At 41.2% G+C, this 20162-nt stretch carries 14 protein-coding genes and 2 tRNA genes; 4 read left to right on the plus strand and 12 right to left on the minus strand.

Annotation, left to right across the window (positions count from 1 at the left end; all coding sequences use genetic code 11):
- Positions 1-2 precede the first annotated feature (2 nt).
- Both nrdA and ubiG read right to left on the minus strand, forming a co-directional pair.
- Complete coding sequence (gene nrdA, locus C5471_RS13565; protein ID WP_133814664.1) at positions 3-2294, minus strand: class 1a ribonucleoside-diphosphate reductase subunit alpha; 2292 nt, start codon at positions 2292-2294, stop codon at positions 3-5.
- Between the two features lie 365 nt (positions 2295-2659).
- Positions 2660-3382, minus strand: coding sequence for a bifunctional 2-polyprenyl-6-hydroxyphenol methylase/3-demethylubiquinol 3-O-methyltransferase UbiG (ubiG, locus tag C5471_RS13570; RefSeq protein WP_133814665.1), 723 nt, complete (start codon positions 3380-3382; stop codon positions 2660-2662).
- Between the two features lie 167 nt (positions 3383-3549).
- On the opposite strand from ubiG, the gene gyrA reads away from it, so the two are divergent.
- Both gyrA and rcsC read left to right on the plus strand, forming a co-directional pair.
- Positions 3550-6177 carry a DNA topoisomerase (ATP-hydrolyzing) subunit A gene (gyrA, locus tag C5471_RS13575; RefSeq protein ID WP_133814666.1) on the plus strand — a complete coding sequence of 876 codons (2628 nt, stop codon included), beginning with the start codon at positions 3550-3552 and terminating at the stop codon, positions 6175-6177.
- Between the two features lie 172 nt (positions 6178-6349).
- Entirely contained in the window at positions 6350-9202 is a 2853-nt protein-coding gene (gene rcsC / locus C5471_RS13580; RefSeq protein ID WP_166295982.1) for a two-component system sensor histidine kinase RcsC, read from the plus strand.
- Positions 9203-9269: 67 nt separating this feature from the next.
- On the opposite strand, the gene rcsB is transcribed toward rcsC, so the two are convergent.
- Positions 9270-9923, minus strand: a complete 654-nt coding sequence (gene rcsB, locus C5471_RS13585) for a response regulator transcription factor RcsB (RefSeq protein WP_133814667.1) — start codon at positions 9921-9923, stop codon at positions 9270-9272.
- A gap of 5 nt (positions 9924-9928) precedes the next feature.
- Entirely contained in the window at positions 9929-12619 is a 2691-nt protein-coding gene (rcsD, locus tag C5471_RS13590) for a phosphotransferase RcsD (protein WP_133814668.1), read from the minus strand.
- A 215-nt stretch (positions 12620-12834) separates the two neighbouring features.
- Between rcsD and C5471_RS13595 the strand changes: the two genes are divergently transcribed.
- Positions 12835-12922 (plus strand) — tRNA-Ser (locus C5471_RS13595).
- Between the two features lie 278 nt (positions 12923-13200).
- Here C5471_RS13595 and C5471_RS13600 read toward each other — a convergent pair.
- From C5471_RS13600 to C5471_RS13635, 8 genes are all read right to left on the minus strand, one after another.
- Positions 13201-13827 (minus strand): LysE family translocator, encoded by a 627-nt coding sequence (locus tag C5471_RS13600; protein WP_133814669.1) that lies wholly within the window; start codon positions 13825-13827, stop codon positions 13201-13203.
- A 150-nt stretch (positions 13828-13977) separates the two neighbouring features.
- Entirely contained in the window at positions 13978-14928 is a 951-nt protein-coding gene (locus C5471_RS13605) for an ornithine cyclodeaminase family protein (RefSeq protein ID WP_166295985.1), read from the minus strand.
- Between the two features lie 28 nt (positions 14929-14956).
- Positions 14957-15499 (minus strand): carboxymuconolactone decarboxylase family protein, encoded by a 543-nt coding sequence (locus tag C5471_RS13610; RefSeq protein ID WP_133814671.1) that lies wholly within the window; start codon positions 15497-15499, stop codon positions 14957-14959.
- Positions 15500-15567: 68 nt separating this feature from the next.
- Positions 15568-16146, minus strand: coding sequence for a prephenate decarboxylase (locus C5471_RS13615; protein WP_133814672.1), 579 nt, complete (start codon positions 16144-16146; stop codon positions 15568-15570).
- A gap of 19 nt (positions 16147-16165) precedes the next feature.
- Positions 16166-17113, minus strand: a complete 948-nt coding sequence (locus C5471_RS13620; RefSeq protein ID WP_133814673.1) for a branched-chain amino acid transaminase — start codon at positions 17111-17113, stop codon at positions 16166-16168.
- Positions 17110-18513 (minus strand): phenylacetate--CoA ligase family protein, encoded by a 1404-nt coding sequence (locus C5471_RS13625; RefSeq protein ID WP_133814674.1) that lies wholly within the window; start codon positions 18511-18513, stop codon positions 17110-17112. Before C5471_RS13625 ends, C5471_RS13620 begins: the two co-directional genes overlap by 4 nt.
- A gap of 6 nt (positions 18514-18519) precedes the next feature.
- Positions 18520-18942: a DUF2000 domain-containing protein gene (locus C5471_RS13630; protein WP_133814675.1), complete on the minus strand. Its 423-nt coding sequence runs from the start codon at positions 18940-18942 to the stop codon at positions 18520-18522.
- Position 18943: 1 nt separating this feature from the next.
- Complete coding sequence (locus C5471_RS13635) at positions 18944-19297, minus strand: Dabb family protein (protein WP_133814676.1); 354 nt, start codon at positions 19295-19297, stop codon at positions 18944-18946.
- 498 nt (positions 19298-19795) lie between these two features.
- On the opposite strand from C5471_RS13635, the gene C5471_RS13640 reads away from it, so the two are divergent.
- Positions 19796-19871: transfer RNA gene (locus C5471_RS13640), tRNA-Thr, on the plus strand.
- The last annotated feature ends 291 nt before the right edge of the window (positions 19872-20162 follow it).

Genomic DNA, 20162 nt, shown 5'->3' on the forward strand with positions numbered 1-20162 from the left:
AATTAAATCTTACACGCGCCGCCTTCACAATCGGAATCAGCCGATTCCACGACTTCTTCCAGGTCACCCTGAACGTCTTCCGCGCCATCACGCGTATTGTGGTAATACAGGGTCTTCACACCATATTTGTAGGCGAGCAGCAAATCTTTCAGCAGTTGATTCATCGGCACTTTTCCACTAGGGAAACGTGTCGGATCATAGTTGGTATTGGCAGAGATCGATTGATCGATAAATTTCTGCATGATACCAACCAACTGCAAGTAGCCATCATTACTCGGCATTTGCCACAGCAGTTCATAAGCGCCTTTCAGACGTTCATATTCCGGTACAACCTGACGCAAAATGCCATCTTTTGATGCTTTGATGCTGATGTAACCACGAGGCGGTTCAATGCCGTTGGTGGCGTTGGAGATCTGTGAAGATGTCTCTGACGGCATCAAAGAGGATAATGTTGAATTACGCAGACCATATTGTTTGATATCACGGCGCAACGCTTCCCAGTCGTAGTGCAATGGCTCATTGGTCAGTGTATCCAGTGTTTTTTTATAGGTATCGATAGGCAGGATACCTTCAGAATAGGTGGTTTCTTTAAACCACGGGCAAGCGCCTTGTTCTTTCGCCAGCTCATTAGAGGCTTTCAACAGGTAATACTGGATAGCTTCAAATGTTTTGTGCGTCAGGTTGTTAGCGCTGCCATCTGAATAACGCGCGCCATGTTTTGCCAGATAGTAAGCGTAGTTGATGACACCAATACCTAAAGTACGGCGGCCCATTGCTCCTTGTTTTGCGGCAATCAGCGGGTAGTCCTGATAATCAAGCAGGGCGTCAAGCGCCCGGACAGCCAGAACTGCCAATTCTTCCAGCTCATCAAGATTTTCGATTGCGCCTAGGTTGAATGCGGACAGTGTACACAGCGCGATTTCGCCGTTTTTATCATTGATATCATTCAATGGCTTGGTTGGCAGTGCAATTTCCAGACACAAATTTGACTGGCGCACAGGGGCAACGGAGGGATCAAATGGGCTGTGAGTGTTGCAATGATCTACGTTCTGAATGTAGATACGTCCGGTGGAAGCACGTTCCTGCATCATCAGGGAGAAGAGTTCAACCGCTTTCAGGCGTTGTTGACGGATATTGCTGTCCTGCTCATATTGAGTATACAGGCGCTCAAATTCATCCTGATCCGCAAAGAATGCATCATATAATCCAGGGACGTCAGATGGGCTGAACAGGGTAATATCTTCACCTTTGATCAGGCGCTCATACATTAATTTGTTGAGCTGTACGCCATAGTCCATATGACGGACACGGTTGCCTTCAACGCCACGGTTGTTTTTCAGTACCAGCAGGCTTTCAACTTCCAGATGCCATAACGGATAGAACAATGTCGCGGCACCGCCACGGACACCTCCCTGCGAACAGGATTTTACCGCTGTCTGGAAATGTTTGTAGAACGGAATACAGCCGGTGTGGAAAGCTTCACCGTTACGAATTGGGCTGCCCAACGCACGAATACGGCCCGCGTTGATGCCAATACCGGCGCGTTGGGAAACATATTTCACAATGGCGCTGGAAGTGGCGTTAATGGAATCCAGGCTATCGTCGCACTCAATCAGCACGCAGGAGCTGAATTGACGGGTAGGAGTGCGCACACCTGCCATGATAGGGGTCGGCAGAGAAATTTTAAATGTGGAAGCCGCGTCGTAAAAACGACGGATGTAGCCCAGACGGGTCTCTTTCGGGTAACCGGAGAACAGGCAGGCGGCTACCAGAATATAAAGAAACTGGGCGCTCTCATAAATTTCACCAGTAACACGATTTTGAACCAGATATTTACCTTCGAGCTGTTTGACCGCTGCGTAAGAGAAATTCATATCACGCCAGTGGTTAATAAACTCGTTCATTTGCTCGAATTCTTCTTTCGAGTAGTCTGCCAGCAAGTGTTTGTCATATTTGCCCATTTCCACCATACGGGATACGTGATCATACAGGGCTGGTGGCTCAAATTGACCGTAGGCTTTTTTACGCAGGTTGAAAATTGCCAGGCGGGCTGCCAGATACTGATAGTCTGGCGCATCACCGGAGATAAGGTCCGCAGCAGCTTTAATCATCGTCTCGTGGATATCTGAGGTTTTGATACTGTCGTAAAATTGGATTTGAGAACGCAGTTCTACTTGTGATACCGAGACATTTTTCAGACCGTCAGCTGCCCAATTAATAACCCGGTGGATTTTTTCAAGGTCAATTCGTTCTTTGTGGCCATCACGCTTTGTTACTAGCAGACTATGGTTCATGGACAGGCATACCTTACATTTTCTTTCAGACTTGCTCCCACCTGCTTTGTGTCTTTACAAGACCAAAACATAACCTTCTCAGTGGTGAAGAAACCAACGAGAGAGTAGTGGTAATGGAATGTTAAGGAACACAATATGTAGGGGGTACACTAAATAATGACAACAAGATAATGTTAAAAACAGCTTTTATCAAGTGTACAAAAACACGGATTTTTGTGGATAACTTGAGGACTAAATTTATTAAAAAGCCGGAAGCCTGCATCATTACTAGCGGTTACCCTGGCAGAAGCGCAGGCAAAAATGAGTAAAAAAATTCCTGAAAACAGGATTTATTTGCCGCTTTATTCATCGATCAGATGAATATGTCAGACATACTGGGTGTGTAACATATAATTAACATCAACATTGTGACCGAGGGTAAATTTATCTGTTAGCGGGTTGTAATGCAGGCCGATAATGTGCTGTTCTTGCAGTGGCGTTCTGTCAATCCAGCCTATTAATTCTGATGGGCGGATAAATTTCTTCGCGTCATGGGTCCCCTTCGGCACCATTTTCAGAATATATTCCGCACCGATGACCGCCATAAGCCAGGCTTTCTTGTTGCGGTTAATGGTAGAGAAAAAGACGTGTCCACCGGGTTTGACTAACTGCGCACAGGCACGGACAACCGACTGTGGGTCCGGTACGTGCTCCAGCATTTCCATACAGGTGACGATATCATAAGCCTGTGGATATTTTTCTGCGTGGCTTTCCACGGTCTCCTGTACATAAGTCACAGGGATGCCGGTTTCAAGGGCGTGCAATCTGGCAACTTGAAGCGGTTCAGTACCCATATCAAGCCCGGTCACTTCTGCATTTTCACGGGCCATGCTTTCCGACAAAATGCCGCCGCCACAACCCACATCCAGGATTTTCTTACCGAAAATGCCGCCGGAACGCTGCAAAATATAATTCAGGCGCAGTGGGTTAATCCGGTGCAGTGGCTGAAATTCGCCGTCCAAATCCCACCAGCGGGAAGCAACCGCTTCAAATTTCTCTATTTCCTGTTGATCAACATTGCTTGTTGTGGCGGGGGTTTTAACGTTCATCAGCGGTTGTCGCTCCTTAAACTTGTTTTACAGGTGGATTCACTCCATTTTTGTCATAGTATACATGGCTTAATTTTTAAATACCCGTATCTGATTTTTATAAAACTGTTGATTTGTGGTATAGTTCTAAACCTTTGAATCCGGAATTATGAGGGATAGTGGGCTCCATGAGCGACATTGCCAGAGAAATCACACCGGTTAATATCGAAGAAGAGCTGAAGAGCTCGTATCTGGATTATGCGATGTCTGTTATTGTCGGGCGCGCATTACCAGATGTTCGAGATGGACTGAAGCCGGTACACCGTCGCGTACTTTTCGCAATGAGTGTACTGGGAAATGATTGGAATAAACCCTACAAGAAGTCTGCCCGTGTTGTCGGCGACGTTATCGGTAAATACCACCCACATGGGGATGGCGCGGTCTACGATACGATTGTTCGTATGGCTCAACCGTTTTCCCTGCGCTATATGTTGGTCGATGGTCAGGGTAACTTTGGGTCAGTCGATGGTGACTCAGCTGCGGCGATGCGTTACACCGAAGTGCGTATGTCGAAAATTGCCCATGAGCTGCTGGCGGATCTGGAAAAAGAGACTGTCGATTTTGTGCCGAACTATGATGGTACAGAGCAGATCCCGGAAGTAATGCCGACCAAAGTACCTAATCTGCTGATCAACGGCTCCTCCGGTATCGCAGTGGGTATGGCGACTAACATTCCTCCCCATAACTTATCCGAAGTTATTGATGGTTGTCTGGCTTATATTGAAGATGAAAACATCAGCATTGAAGGGCTGATGCAGTATATTCCTGGCCCGGATTTTCCGACTTCCGCGATCATTAATGGTCGTCGAGGTATTCAGGAGGCTTACCGGACTGGCCGCGGTAAAATTTATATCCGTGCTCGTGCTGAAATCGAAGTTAATGAGAAAAATGGCCGTGAAACTATCCTGGTTCACGAAATTCCTTATCAGGTTAACAAAGCCCGCTTGATTGAAAAAATGGCCGAGCTGGTGAAAGAAAAACGCATCGAAGGGATTAGTGCTCTTCGTGACGAATCTGATAAAGACGGTATGCGGATTGTGATCGAAGTGAAACGTGATGCGGTGGGTGAAGTGGTTCTGAATAACCTCTATTCCCTGACTCAGTTGCAGGTTTCTTTTGGTATTAACATGGTGGCTCTGCATCAGGGGCAACCAAAGCTGCTGAATCTGAAAGATATTCTTTCCGCGTTTGTCAGCCATCGTCGCGAAGTGGTTACCCGTCGCACCGTTTTTGAATTACGTAAGGCCCGTGATCGTGCCCATATTCTTGAAGCATTGGCGGTGGCGCTGGCGAATATCGATCCGATTATCGAACTGATCCGCCGTGCTCCGGCACCGGCCGAAGCAAAAGCTGCGTTAGTTGCGCAGCCGTGGGAATTAGGCAATGTTGCTTCCATGCTTGAACGTGCCGGTGATGATGCTGCTCGTCCTGAATGGCTGGAACCCCAATATGGCGTGCATGAAGGTAAATATTATCTGACCGAGCAACAGGCACAGGCAATTCTGGATCTGCGTTTGCAGAAACTGACTGGCCTTGAGCATGAAAAATTGTTGGATGAGTACCGTGAATTGCTGACATTAATCGGTGAATTAATGTTCATTCTGGAAAACCCGGAGCGCCTGATGGAGGTGATCCGTGAAGAGCTGTTGGCAGTCAAAGCGCAATATAATGACGCCCGCCGTACTGAAATCACGGAGAACACCGCTGATATCAATATCGAAGATCTGATTAATCAGGAAGATGTTGTTGTTACGTTGTCACATCAGGGGTATGTCAAATATCAGCCACTGTCTGACTATGAAGCGCAACGCCGTGGTGGTAAAGGGAAATCCGCAGCACGTATCAAAGAGGAAGATTTCATTGAAAGGCTGCTGGTGGCGAATACTCACGATACGATCCTTTGCTTCTCCAGCCGTGGCCGCCTGTACTGGATGAAAGTTTATCAATTACCTGAGGCCAGCCGTGGTGCCCGTGGCCGTCCGATTGTTAACCTTTTGCCGCTGGAGCAAAATGAGCGAATTACTGCGATTTTGCCAGTGCGTGAATATGAAGCAGGGCTGTATGTCTTTATGGCTACGGCCAGTGGGACAGTGAAGAAAACGGCATTACAAGATTTCAGCCGTCCGCGCAGTGCCGGTATTCTCGCGGTTAACCTCAATGAGGGTGATGAGCTGATCGGCGTTGACCTGACTAACGGCAGTAACGAAGTCATGTTGTTCTCTGCTGATGGTAAAGTTGTCCGCTTTGAAGAGGGTGCTGTTCGTTCAATGGGGCGTACAGCCACCGGTGTACGTGGTATCAAATTGAGTGGCGAAGACAAAGTTGTTTCCCTGATTATCCCGCGTGGAGAAGGGGAGATTCTGACAGTCACTGAAAACGGTTACGGCAAACGTACCGCTGAAAACGAGTATCCAATCAAATCCCGTGCAACTCAGGGGGTTATCTCAATTAAAGTCAGCGAGCGTAATGGTAACGTGGTCGGCGCAATTCAGGTTGAGCCCACTGATCAGATTATGATAATTACCGATGCTGGCACATTGGTGCGCACCCGAGTGTCTGAAGTTAGCGTTGTTGGCCGGAATACTCAGGGGGTAACACTGATCCGTACCGCTGAGGATGAGAAAGTTGTCGGTTTGCAGCGGGTTGCTGAACCGGAAGATGATGAAGATGGGCTGGCAGAAGAAGGGGAGGCGTTGGAAAACGATAATACCCATTCACCTGATGCTGGCAGCAGCGAGTCAGCTGATCCGGTTTAAGTGAAGACATTTTTTCACTCAATTAAGAAACAGGTACTTCGGTGCCTGTTTTTTTTTTAAAGATTTTGATTAATATCGAAATATGCAACAGGTGATTCTTTGTGATCCTTGAACTCTGGTATATCCTGTCATTTATTACATTGAATGATGTTCGTTGTTATCAGGTAGCCCTTTGAGATATCTTTCTTCTTTTCGTACATCACTGAAAATATCCCGTTATCTTTTCCGGGTGCTTGGCTTTATGCTGTGGGCATTGGGCGCTTTATTAACGGCTTTTTACCTGGTGAATATTTTTAATGAAGTAAAGTCTGATGTCCGGCAAGAATATAATGCTAATTATGATTCCACACTCTCTTATGTGCGTCATACCGCAAATATTCTGCGGGATATTCAATATATGACAGAAAAGCATTTGCTGAATTCTAATGAAAAAATTGCCTTTCTCGATTTTCCACATAATAACCCGGCGTTTTCTTATCATCCTTTGAATCAAAGTGCTGATTGCCATACCTTTCGCAAAAATACCCATAGTTATTTAAATTCGTTGAATAACCTGATCTTTTACTGGAAAGATAATCTTGCCGCTCCTCAGGGTTTGAATCAGGTTTTCCTGGTGGGAACGAAAAGTATGTGTATGGTGAATTTTTCTATTCGTAATACCTCGACTGAACCTGATACGCTAAAAAAAATAGTCTATGAAAACTCACGCAGACTGATTAGCCTGAAAGATCAGGGTAAAGAACGAAAGGTTTATTGGGTTACGCCTGGCGCAAGATCTGATAGTGGCCATCTCTATGTATTGGCACCGGTATATGTCAATGGTCAGATGGTTGCAATGATAGGTATTGAACAGTTCATCAGATTAGATACTTTTATTCAAAGACAAGACCGTCCGATTTCAATAACCTTATTAAATCGCAGTAATCAACCTGTTTTGCACTACCCGGCAAATGATGAGTACCAACTTCATTATGCCGATTATCAGCTGGAAGCACCTTATTTTGGCTATGATGATAATTTTACTGATTTATTGTTAAAACGCCGGCTAATGCCATCTTCATTCAGTATCATTTACGCGCTTCCATTGAAAAACATTTTCGAGGGTTTTAAGCTACAGATTATCAGCAGTATTGTGCTTAATGTACTGTCTGCTTTTGTCATTATTATTTTGGTGTATCTGTTTGAGCGCAAGATGTTTGTTCCGGCTGAGGAAAATGCCATTCGTCTGGAGGAGCATGAACAGTTTAATCATAAAATTGTCGCCTCAGCCCCGGTTGGCATCAGTATATTGCGGGTAAGTGATGGCAGTAATATTCTGAGTAATGAGTTGGCACATAATTATTTGAGAATGCTGACTCATGAAGACCGGGAACGTATTATTCATATTATTTGTGACAGAACCAGCAGTTATGTTGATGTGGTAACCAGTAATCATCATCATTTGCAAATCAGTTTTGTTCATTCCCGCTACAGAAATGAAGAGGTGGCAATTTGTGTATTGGTTGATATCAGTGTTCGTGTACGGATGGAAAAATCATTACAGGAAATGGCATTAGCATCAGAACAGGCTAACTATTCTAAATCGATGTTTTTAGCCACGGTCAGCCACGAATTGAGAACACCCCTTTACGGTATTATTGGCAATCTGGAGTTGTTACAAGCTCATTCATTGCCGGCTGAATCTGTCCGTTTGTTATCAACAATGAGTAACTCTTCAGCTCTGTTGCTGAAAATTATCAGTGATATTCTCGATTTCTCAAAGATTGAATCTAAACAGCTCAAAATTGAATCCAGAGAATTTTCCTGTCAGGAAGTGATTTCTCATGTTATTTCTAACTATCTGCCGTTAGTGGTGAAAAAGCCGTTGACCTTATATTGTTATATCGAACCGGATGTTCCGGATTATATCCGCAATGATCCCGTTAGATTGCAGCAGGTCATATCTAACTTGTTAAATAATGCGATTAAATTCACTGATACCGGATGTGTGATTATTCATGTGACAGTTGATAGCGATTACTTGTACGTCAGAATAAAAGACACGGGAGTCGGTATTTCTGATAAGGCGTTGGTTCAGTTATTTGATCCGTTTTTTCAAATAATGCCCAATACGGAAAGCTCATCTCAGGGAACTGGTCTTGGCCTGGCGATTTGTGAAAAATTGATCAACCTGATGGATGGTGATATTGAGGTGATTTCACAGCCACAGATAGGCAGTATGTTCTCTATCCGTTTACCTTTATACAACGCGCAATACAGGCCGAAAATTCAGTTAATGAATCAGTGTCAGCAAAAGCAAAAAGTTATCCTGGCTATACGTAATCTTTATCTTGAGGATTTTTTACAGCGTTTTCTGATTCATTATGATTTACAGATTGTTTTATATAATGGGCAGAATACAGATGGCCGTGAAATTATTATCAGCGATTTCCCTGATGCCGTGACTTCCCCAGCATATGCTTGTGTTGAGTTATCGACGGACTATATTGGCTCGCCGGAACAAATCAGAAAAAGCTATTGGCTGCATAATACTTACCATTTGCATGATTTGCCTATTCTAATTGAAAGGCTGATTTCACCCGGTAACAACGAGGTGTTGAATACGATATCGCTTGTTTCACCGGCAAACACCCCATTTGATGCGATTACCCAGTTTAATACTATTATGGTTTTGGTGGTGGATGATCATCCTATCAACCGCCATTTATTGACTGACCAGTTGAAATCTATTGGTTTTCAGACAGCAATGGCGAATGATGGATTAGATGCGCTGGAGTATTTGCAGAAAGGGCATGTTGATATCATTCTGACGGATGTCAATATGCCTAATATGGATGGTTACGCGTTGACAACGCATTTACGGAATGCAGGGTGTAAGCTGCCGATTATTGGTATTACGGCAAATGCCCTCGCAGAAGAAAAGCAACGCTGTATTGATGCAGGAATGAATGACTGTTTGTCTAAGCCTGTTTCCCTGATTACGCTTAGACAAATACTGAGCGGAGTCAGGAATATTGGTGCCTGAAATAATGCCCGGTACAAGTAGTCGCCGGGCATCAGAATGGCTTTCATTTTAAAATAACGGACCGTATTTACTGAATATGCTCATCCGTATTGATAGCGACAGAAGCAAGATAATTGAGTAGCGCAATATCGTTATTGACCCCCAGCTTTACCATTGCTGATTTTTTCTGGCTGCTGATTGTTTTGACACTGCGATTGAGTTTTTTGGCAATGTCTGTTACCAGGAGGCCTTGGGCAAACAGGCGTATGACCTCGCTCTCTTTTTGTGATAATGGTTTGTCGCCGTAGGGGGTTTTCGTCACTTTCTTCAATAGTTCGGAAACGCTCTCCGGTATAAATTTTTCCCCTTGTTTCAGGGCGGTCAGTACATCAGGTAAATCTGTTGGTGCCCCTTGTTTTAAGACTATTCCTTCAATATCAAGTTCAAGTACAGCACTTAAAATTGCTGGATTATTGTTCATAGTCAGAACAATGATGGATAACTTGGGATAATGGCGTTTGATGTATTTAATCAAATTGATGCCATCACCATAGGTGTCGCCAGGCATGGATAAATCAGTGATCAGTACGTTTGCTTTAATACAGGACAGATTGCTGATCAATGTAGTGGAGTCTTCGGACTCGGCTACAACGTTGATCCAGTCAAGCCGTTCAAGTGATTTGCGGATGCCAAACAGAACAATTGGATGGTCATCAGCAATAATGACATTAAGGTTATTCATCTTATTTAGTTACCCTGCTGCAATAGCCTTTTGACGATAGCATCAATGTGGCTAATGCTATTTTTAATTTCTATTTTGTTACTGTCTGTTATGCGTTGTTCCAGTGTTTCGCAAGAAAGTTTGAGGAGTTCCAGGTCTAACATAGCAAAGACGCCTTTCAGGCGGTGTGCTGTTTGCGAAAGTGATACCAAATCATATTGTTCTATATCAGTATACAGTTTATTAATATCTATCGGTACTGTCTCGATAAATAATTGTCGGTAATCGCTATTAGCCAACTGTTTTTGATAACTATTTATCACATTGTCAAAATCGTAATCAGGGTTTTTATCGTTAAATACTGACATTTCTGAATCGACATGCAATTCGTTAAAACTGAAGCTTCTCTCAATTAATAGCGAAATGGCATGGATAACAGCTTCGCTTAGATTGTAATTACACCGAATATAGTCAGGTTTTATCTGCTCAAAGCCAGCCAGATTATCAACCAATAATATAGTCGATTTTGCCGAGCTATACGGTTTATCGGTCAATATGATATCGTATTCTCTGCTCATATTTTCTTTCTTTTTATCAAAGTAAGCCGCGCCGTAATGATTTAGGTGATTCTGTGTAATCTGACAGATTTCAGTATTGCTGATATCCAGCAAAGCGGTAATGTCTTCCAGTAGCTGTGGGCATTGGTCTTGGCCGATGACCAAGGGTAGACTGATCGTGTAATGTGTACCAAGGCTGGGTTTGCTGTTTATAGTAAAATGGCCATTTAATTTTCTACACAATTGATTACATAGATAAAAGGTCATTCCTGAATTAGATTGATATTTATCACCGGTTGTTTTGATTAAAAATGGGTAATTCAAATTAGTCAATTCTTTTGAGTTAAGTCTGGAACCTGTATCTATTACTTCGATCTGGATGTGATCTTTGTATTCCGGAGAATAGTTAACTATGAGTGATATTTTTCCATAAGATGTGGTCGTTATTGAATAATTAACCAACATCAAGATGATTTTACGCATGATTAAGCCATCACCAATGAATATAGATTCAGGGTTAATATTACAATGATAATAATAATTCAACCCTTTATTATTCATCTTTGGAAATACTTCTTTAAGAATATCTTCTAATGTGGATGACAATGAAAATGACTCATTTTTTGCTTGCCAGTCACCTGATTCTAATTTATTGAGTAATGAGATATTCTCGACCCAATCGGATATATATGTGGATTTAGCTAATAAATTGTCAACGATACGATCACTATTTTCTTCTATAAGCATTGGTTTCAACTGGTAAGCGATGTGATTTAATTCCTTTATTGATTGTTTTAACTCAGAACGAATGTTAGTCAGCATAAAACGCCGGGCTTGTACGCTTTTATCGTGTTCCAGATGAGCAAGTTGTAAACGTCTGTTAATTAATGCTTCCTGGTCTTTATCTTGCAGTAAAAACAGATAAGTCTCTGGCAACCGGTGGATGCTGTACACTTTAATTTCATAGACTGCATCGTCAATTGATGTCTGAATGACGCCATGATGCTGCTTTGCCATCATTTTGATTTTGTCTAAATCGATATCAGGCAACAGATGATCGGCAATATTATTACTCATTATTGTCTGATTTATTGAGAAATCATAAATCAGTAAACCAATTGGGATATTAGAGATAATTTCGTGACTTAATGCATCCTTGATTTGTAGCTCGTGATTCATCAGTGCATTTGGGGCAATATATTTTCTGCGAATGTAAATAAGGCCACCTAATGACAGGATAATAAAGATTGAATCAGTCAGTAATAACCAGATGTTTCTATATAATAAATCGATCAGTAAATCTTTGAGTGATATCCGATACAGTAGTTTGTATTGTGTACCCTTGAGCGGTTGAGAAAATTCGAGCCAGAAGCCATTTTGTGAGATATTCACTTTATTAGTTTCTTGGAGATTTTGTGTGTCGTCAGATAATAAGCTAAAGCTTTTTGCCGCCATATCCATAGGAAGAAGATGACAAATAGGCAGATCAAAAGCGATAACGGTTGCCAGTTGCCCGGGTGAATTGAATGTTGCCCGGTAAGTATAGAAATAGATATTCTCGCCACTGAGCTTGCGGATTGATGAAATATTTTCCCGTTCATCTAACGCTGTGGATTGCATCAGCATTTCTGAACGTTTCGATTCGGCAGTCAATGTTAGATAACTTTCTTTGAATTTTAATTCTGGTTTAAGAATAGAATAAGTTGTTATCAGAAACAGATTGTTATCTTTACCATTCAGATAGTACATCGAGTTGTATTCATTGCGGGCACCCCACAGAATCTCCATATAATTGGAAAGGCGTTGCGTCAACTCAGCACTTGCAGCGCTATGGTGACCAAAGATAATGGTATCGACAGTTTGATAACGACTCTCAAGCCAGTAAACATCAGGCCGTAGCTTCATTGGCGCAACCGGTTCCTGCGGTTTAAAAGATGAGAGATTGGCTTGTTCAAAGATAGCATTAGCGTGGTAACGATAATCTTCTATCTGTAATACTATTTTGGTTGAAACGCTATTTAGCGCATACTTTTTTCCCATCAGCCAGGCGTTGAAGTAGTTATAGCTGTATAAAAACAGCGAAACAAAAAGCAGAACAATGAACAGGCCATAGTAACGGTTTATCGTTGATGAATTAATAGAAGATTGTTTGTTATACATTCGTTGCGTAAAAGCCTTAATAATTGCTTGGCTGTGCTAGCGAGCTTGTTAAGTTGGTGAATCTGATGATCCGATGTATTTATGTTAATTCTAGCAGGATCAGGGCAGGGAATGATATTGTCGATCGTGGATTGAGCAAACAGTAAAAAAATCACAGAATTTTTGCGATAAAGACTAGACATATTATCATGCTATAGAGCATAATTCTGCGCCATGGAAGGATGGCCGAGCGGTCGAAGGCAGCGGTCTTGAAAACCGCCGATGGGAAACCATCCTAGAGTTCGAATCTCTATCCTTCCGCCAAATATTGACCTCATGCATACCAAGTGTGCATGAGGTTTTTTCATTTTGGGGTGCCATTCAGATAATTATTAATCCATTTTCATGACAGTATTGAACAATGAGTAACTGGATATGAAAGTTTGTAACCTGGTTAATCTGCGACCTATCAAGTCTCAAATATTGAGTCTATGTAGCGGTTTTTGTGTACTGGTTATATCCACGATTTATTGACAAGAATGGTTTGCCAGGACAGATTCTTATGCAATAAAACCGTGGAAATGGTAAGAAATCAAACTTTTTTAATCAGCCTTAATCAGCATCGTTACGGCAGTTCCGAACATAATGACAGCGGCGCCCCTAAATAAAATCCGTTGTGCCCGTTCGCTTGATAATGAATGTCGAATACTGAGAGCGCCGAGGATAAATACGGCTCCTACGCTGAGTAACACCAGAACAGTCAGTGGCACTAACATGAGTCCCCAGTTTTGCAACGAGATAGATTCCATGTTAATGACTAAAGGTAATAGTGCAAGATAGAAGGCAATGGTTTTAGGGTTGCTTAACGTTAGAGTGAGACCAGATAACCATGCCGCTACCAGTTCCTTTTTCTTAATGGGTTGGTCTTCATCAATGGGTTGATGATTTGCAAACCAGAACTGCCATGCCAAATAGCCCAAATATAATGAGGCACCCCATCTTACAGCAACAAATAAGGTGTCAAAGCTGCTCGCAATAATGGATAAGCCAAAGACGGCAAAAGACAAATAAGTGAGATCGCCAATAATCAAGCCAAGCAACACACTAAATCCGACTAATGCACCATTACTAACGCTTCTGGCAACCAGAGCAGTCATTGCTGGCCCTGGTATGGCAGCTGCAACAGTCAGTGCCGCTGTATAGGTTAATATTTGTGACACTTCTAGCATATATTTCCTCTCAACATAACATCTTGAAATAATAAAACACAAAAATGTCACTTGCGTATGCAAGTGACTGGTAAGGATTTTAGTATAGACGACAATGACGTTTTTCTAACATAGATTGCCTTAAATTTGACACATTTTTATGCAAAATAGTTAAGGCGTTTTTATTAATTGTCGAATGACTTCCCGGGAAAAAACCATATCCTGGACAGCCAAACCGACGGATTGGAATATCGTCACACCCTGATCGGACAAATTGGGATTAGATTGAGAAACCGTACCAATTTCTATCCCAATGGTTGACTCGCTGAGAATGCCTTTTTCTCGTGCCTTAATGACAGATTGCGAGGCGGCCAGTACCGATTCGTTGGAATCGGTAAACAGGGTTGTATTGCTATACACATCTTCGTGCAGTTCCTGGAACCCCAGAGCCGAAGCGCCAATGGCGTTGACATGGCATTTAGCCGGTAGCTCTTTTCTATTGAGTATCGGGTCTCGTGATGCTGTGGTTGTGCAAATAATGTCACTATTGAGCACCGCCTCAGCAGGCGAGGCTTTGATCGAAATAGCAAGGTTGAGAGTTTTATCACACCATGTGGCAAACTCACGGCATTTTTCTTCACTGCGACCCCATAGAGTGATTTCCTTAATCGGGCGTACATATAACATGGCTTGCAAATGGGCTCTTGCCTGTAGGCCAGTGCCAAGTATCGCCAACCGGCTGGCATCTTTTGCAGCGAGAAGATGGGTTGCATAAGCAGAAGCGGCTGCGGTACGAATTTCGGTGATAGCGCCGGCATCTACGACAGCCATACCTGAAACACCTGGCTCGTCGTAAACCAGCACGCTACCAACGTGTGAAGGTTTATCACCATTGCTTTGAAATTTCACCACCACCGACTTTAACCCAAATCCTTTATAGGGCCCTTCCTTTATATAAATTGGCATGGTGCCCATTAAGCTGCCGTCTTCGCCTTTCACGATATTGCGTAAAGGCTGCTCTACTTTCCTTTCCGATTGCAATTTAAAGGCTATTTCACTTAGCTTAAGACTAAGTTCCATCGTCAAATAACGTACAACGGCTTCTTTATCGACATAAAGCATATTGATGCCTTTTAATATCAATGATCAGTTAGAGGTCACCCAGCTTGAAATTATCATCAATTTCAGTTCCGGCAATGCTATTGAGAATGGTAGACATATTCTTTTGAGAAACACCTAACACAACATCCAACATATTCTCTTTACTGAAACCACGGCTTAAGAACAAATCAATAGCACTTCTTTTCAATTGTCCCCGGCAATAAATAACCTCTACAGTGAATTCACGCAATGCTAATAATCGTGGGGAAAGATCATCAGTTTTTTCAATTAATGCTTTAACCGTTTTTTTATCCACGCCATTATGAACGGCAATAAAAGCATGTGCCTGAACGGTATAGTCACAACTATTTTCTATTCCCGTTGTAATCCACACTACCGCTTTTTCTTCTTCATTGAGTGAGCTATCAATAAATAAGTCATGTGCTCGTTGATAAGCTGCTAATAGTGAAGGAGATTCTGACATATAACCACTTTGGTTAGGGATCCAGCCAAAATCATCAATGGAACTCTGAAGTAATCTCTTGCTCTTTTCAGGTGTGGTAGTAATTGAGTGTAAAGTAAGTAAAGACATAATAACCTCCGTATATCGAAATTTTAAATAGATCTATATAGTTGCATATTTCAGAGCGATATTGGCTCTTATGCAGATGTAAATACTGACCAAAGCATTTTAATTGGTCGAATATGAGAAATAAATTTTAATTTGTGTAATTTTGCTGCCACTTCTGTTGTTAGTGCGGCATCTACCTCTGAATTGGCAACCGCTTTCGCGGCTGAACTTGTTGAGTCTTTAAAAATGATATCGGCTATTTTCAGGTTATCAGGCAACAATTCTGGGATTAACGCCTTTGGGGCCGGATGAGTTGCAATGATTATATTATCTTTAGTTAATTCGTCACGAATAGCGATACCATAATTCGGTGTGTAATTTAAAAATGCAGCCGATAAATTAAATCTATTGTCCATATAAAACTCACTAATATTGTAATAAGCATTGGCTACCACCAATGCCTGGCAGCTCTTTAAAATAATCTGACTGCTGGCTTCTTCGTAAGTATTACATAGAACAACTTGATAACTTTTGGCTATTTTATTCTCAATTGCAAACTCACCAAAACGGATAGCGGATTGCTCACTACTTGTACCTGACGGCCCTAAAGTCGCTATATTTAAAACATCAAATGTATCTTTGTCGAAACTAAAAAAAACACATTCCATGGTATCTCCTGGAATTACACTAATAAATCGGACTTAACCAATGTGAAAACTCACCGATTCTGCCTCTCACTATTTCTTGATAATCTTTAGCGATAATATTGGCTATGGAATCTTCTTTTTGAATATAGGATATATTGTCTATTTGTGAAACAATTGATATTTCAATGCCGGTACCTGTTAAGAAACAGGCATCTGCTTCATAGAGATCCTTTTGTTGAACTTTTGATTCAATACAGGGAATATTGTGGAATTTACAAATATCGAAAACAGATTGTCTGGTTATACCATTAAGAATGCCAGAGTCAAGCGATGGTGTAATAACACAATTATCTTTAACAATAAAAACGTTTGAGGTACTTGCTTCTGCACACATGCCTTGTTCATTCAGCATAATCGCATCATCAAATCCATGTTCTTTGGCATCTTCGTAAGCCAGTGCAGAATTAACATAGGTGCCAGTAATTTTTGCAGAAGAGGGAATTGCTGCATTCGATACACGCCGCCATTTTGAAATAAGACACTTAAATGCTGTTTTTTTAGCATAAGCGCCCATAGGTAACATATTAATACAGAGGGTTGAGTCTACACCACTTAACTTAACGCCAAATTTCTCACCAGGCATTAATGACTTTTTAAGCGCCAATGGTCTTATATAGATGTCTTGTTTAAATCCGTTTTTAATAATGATATTTTTGGTAATATCGGTCAATTCATGACTGGTATAAGGCAATTCAATTCTCAGTGTTTTTGCCGATTGAATTAACCGCTCATAGTGTTCATGTACTCTAAATAAATTGAGTTGGTTATTATCCTGATCCCAATAAGCCCGTATCCCTTCGAATATACCGGTGCCATAATTTAAAGCTTGGGTACTTGCGAGAAAGGTAGCGCTGCTAAAATTGATATATTCTCCGTCGAGAAATACGATCCAATCTTTATGAACCGGACTAACGATATTGGTTGTCATTTAGCTGCCCTCTTTTTCATGATTTCTAAAGCTGAATTTCGCTCAATATTGTTGCTATCATTTCTCAGGTCATGGATCCGTGCGGCTTTCCAGCTGACCATTGCCGCTGTGCCAATCAGTCCGCCGACATCACCGACATGCACATTGACCTTCATATTGAACTTGGATTCCATTTTTTCCTTTATTTTACTAATGAGTGAAGCATTATTTAATTCATCACTTGGCTCTAACGTTATTTTCAGTTCATCTGTACCAGATGTATTGTTGATTTCGATAAAGTATTCAAAACAATATTCAAGCTCCTCAAATACTGCGTTTTCAATATCAAAAGCGTACACATTGGCATTGTTCAACACTAATACATCTTTTACTCTGCCGATAGGCTCGATTTCCCAGCGATCTAAGCCGATTGCTTTGCATCGAACCATATCCCCGGTTCTGTATCGAATCAGTGGCTTATTCCCTTTATATAAGTGTGTAATCACTAATTCGCCGGCAACGTGGTTATCATCAACATTTAATTTTTGATGAGTAAAAGGACAAATCAGCTCATAGTAATTATTGAATGGAATAGTAATAAGCTTATTAGTATCGTTGCAAGCGGCTAAAATGGAGGTTTCTTGCGATGCATACATGCAGTTGTAAATTTTGGCTCCCCAGTTGCGGGATAAGTTTCTTAATCTGTTTGGCGTAATAAGTTCGCCGAGCACTAAAATGATTTCGATACCTAATTCCTGTGGATTACATCCATTATCCCGGCAATATTTTAGCAACTCAGCCGCGACCGCAGGGGTACAAACTAAAGCCGTTATTTTGAGATCTTGTATCAGCCTTAGCACTCTGTGCATACCGACAACCGGCGAACGAGGCCACATTTTGATGACGGTATGTCCTAAACTGCGAAATACATCTTCAAATGTATCGCCGGTGGAGTGCAATTCTGTTGGCCCCATGACACCAATAATATGCTGTTTACCTTCTTGATTAAAAATAGACTCATATTGCAGTGTCAGAAAACTATTATTCACTAAAGAATCTATTTCATTGCGGGGACAAGGTGTTGAAGGCCCGGTTGTACCTGTTGTTTCATAATATATCCAGGCGTTATTCAAGCTATCAGAAGAGATGGTGTTCCCTGCTTTACTTAAATCTGACTTTGTTGTAAAGGGAAGTTTTTCAATGAGTGAAGATAGGTTATCATCATCATTCGAGTTTATTGCATTCAGACGCTCATTATAGAAAGATGATCCATCTTTTGCATAATTGATGATTTCTTTCAATTTTTTATGTTGTATTTTTTCCAGTGCAGATACATCTATCTCGCCAGACATATATTGCTTTAATTCAGCCAGATATTTCAGCCCTGATTCATGAAGCTCGTTTCTAAAAATAGAATACATAATAGGTTACCTGTAAAGTGGTAAGTTGCCAGTGAGTTTATTGATATCTTTCTTTGGTCCAACTATGCCAATTCCAGATAGCTTCAATTCATCCGAATGTTCAGCAGATAATTTCCCTTCATATTCCTCATATGTTCTGCATGATTGAGCCAAACAAGAAAAAGGGCTCAACTTAAAATTAGCATCAGATTTTAATTTATGATGAATAGCATCCAGGACATCATGACTTGCTTTCAAAATAGGCAGCGGCGTTTTAACCACACCGGGATAACAAATGCTGTCTTTACTAAAAACATCGTGCCCGACGATGCCATTAATCGTCTTACCAATTGAAACACTAATGACACTTAAAGCATTCATTGCCAAACCAAGTGGCAGGCTATCAGCAATAACGACTACGCTTTTATGCAGACTTTCGTCAAACTCCATACTACTTTCCTATTAATTGTGCAAAATTGATTAATTTATTTCTGTCAATAATAATATCCGAAACGGTCCATGTACTGATCTCTTTCCATAGCACCGCGCCTTTTACATGATCCGGATGATTTATATATATATTCAGGTCTTCATAACTTTCAAAGTAACCAACTAAACTAAAATCAACCGATTGTTTTCTATCTACCGTACTGCGACCACAAAACCAACCTTTAATTTCATTTATCTCATTTATATGATTTAAGGTCACTTTCTCTGCTAATATAGCCTTTTCACTATCCCAGCTTATTCCATCCTTGAAGGTAAAAAAAACTTGATGTGCAATTAAGTTATTTTTTCCCAGCATAATCTACCTCATGATTAGTAATTTTGAGTTATAATAACATGTTGAAATGATCTGATTTATACCTAATTCTAGCGCATACCTGATTTGGTTTTTTGATTTGTGTCTAATTTAAATATCATATTGCATTTATAACAGTCAACTATTTCTAGATGGTAATAAATTAAAACTAGGTGGAAGGATTGCGCCATATAATTTGGGGATTTTGAATGTCTTGTCTTCTATTGTTGTCAGATAATAAGGCTATTTTCTAATAGGTGACAATTTGATGCTGCAAATAATCGGATTATCAGTTACATCACAACAAGAAATTAACGTTATGCTGAGGATATGCGACAGTAGCCTGGCATCAGGAAGTGCCTTTCGATGTTGGTAACTTGTTGAATATGCTACTAATGGTAGAGTTTTAGTGGTGTTCTTAAATAATCTATTATTTATGCTTGATTATTTGTATCAGGTTGTAATATACTGCGCTCGCTTTCGGGGGCTGCCCCGGAATACGCCGGCTTAGCTCAGTTGGTAGAGCAACTGACTTGTAATCAGTAGGTCACCAGTTCGACTCCGGTAGCCGGCACCAAATCAAATGAGAAGCCGCCATCTTCTAAAGAAGATGGCGGCTTTTTTCATACCTGTCGCACAGAGCTACTGTTTATATATCCAGGCTATATATCCAAAAAAACCGCCGTTTTCGTTACAATTTCTTGTTAAAACGGGTATTGAATTAAAGGTATAGGTACCTGCATAAAATTAACAGTTCATCAGATTGAAACAAATAAACCAGAAATAAAATAAATACAAACTTTCAGGTGATACGGGTTTATTTATGCTTGTCAAAGTTAACAGAGAAAAATATTAGTGTTTGTGATGT

The sequence above is a fragment of the Photorhabdus tasmaniensis genome, from assembly GCF_011189505.1.
Lineage (GTDB): Bacteria > Pseudomonadota > Gammaproteobacteria > Enterobacterales > Enterobacteriaceae > Photorhabdus > Photorhabdus tasmaniensis.

Coding starts and splice junctions, on each gene's coding strand:
- rcsB (WP_133814667.1), bottom strand. CDS start 9,923: ATGAATAACCTTAATGTCATTATTGCTGATGACCATCCAATTGTTCTG.
- rcsD (WP_133814668.1), bottom strand. CDS start 12,619: ATGTATAACAAACAATCTTCTATTAATTCATCAACGATAAACCGTTAC.
- C5471_RS13615 (WP_133814672.1), bottom strand. CDS start 16,146: ATGGAATGTGTTTTTTTTAGTTTCGACAAAGATACATTTGATGTTTTA.
- ubiG (WP_133814665.1), bottom strand. CDS start 3,382: ATGAACGTTAAAACCCCCGCCACAACAAGCAATGTTGATCAACAGGAA.
- C5471_RS13605 (WP_166295985.1), bottom strand. CDS start 14,928: ATGCTTTATGTCGATAAAGAAGCCGTTGTACGTTATTTGACGATGGAA.
- C5471_RS13610 (WP_133814671.1), bottom strand. CDS start 15,499: ATGTCTTTACTTACTTTACACTCAATTACTACCACACCTGAAAAGAGC.
- C5471_RS13630 (WP_133814675.1), bottom strand. CDS start 18,942: ATGGAGTTTGACGAAAGTCTGCATAAAAGCGTAGTCGTTATTGCTGAT.
- gyrA (WP_133814666.1), top strand. CDS start 3,550: ATGAGCGACATTGCCAGAGAAATCACACCGGTTAATATCGAAGAAGAG.
- C5471_RS13625 (WP_133814674.1), bottom strand. CDS start 18,513: ATGTATTCTATTTTTAGAAACGAGCTTCATGAATCAGGGCTGAAATAT.
- C5471_RS13620 (WP_133814673.1), bottom strand. CDS start 17,113: ATGACAACCAATATCGTTAGTCCGGTTCATAAAGATTGGATCGTATTT.
- C5471_RS13600 (WP_133814669.1), bottom strand. CDS start 13,827: ATGCTAGAAGTGTCACAAATATTAACCTATACAGCGGCACTGACTGTT.
- nrdA (WP_133814664.1), bottom strand. CDS start 2,294: ATGAACCATAGTCTGCTAGTAACAAAGCGTGATGGCCACAAAGAACGA.
- C5471_RS13635 (WP_133814676.1), bottom strand. CDS start 19,297: ATGCTGGGAAAAAATAACTTAATTGCACATCAAGTTTTTTTTACCTTC.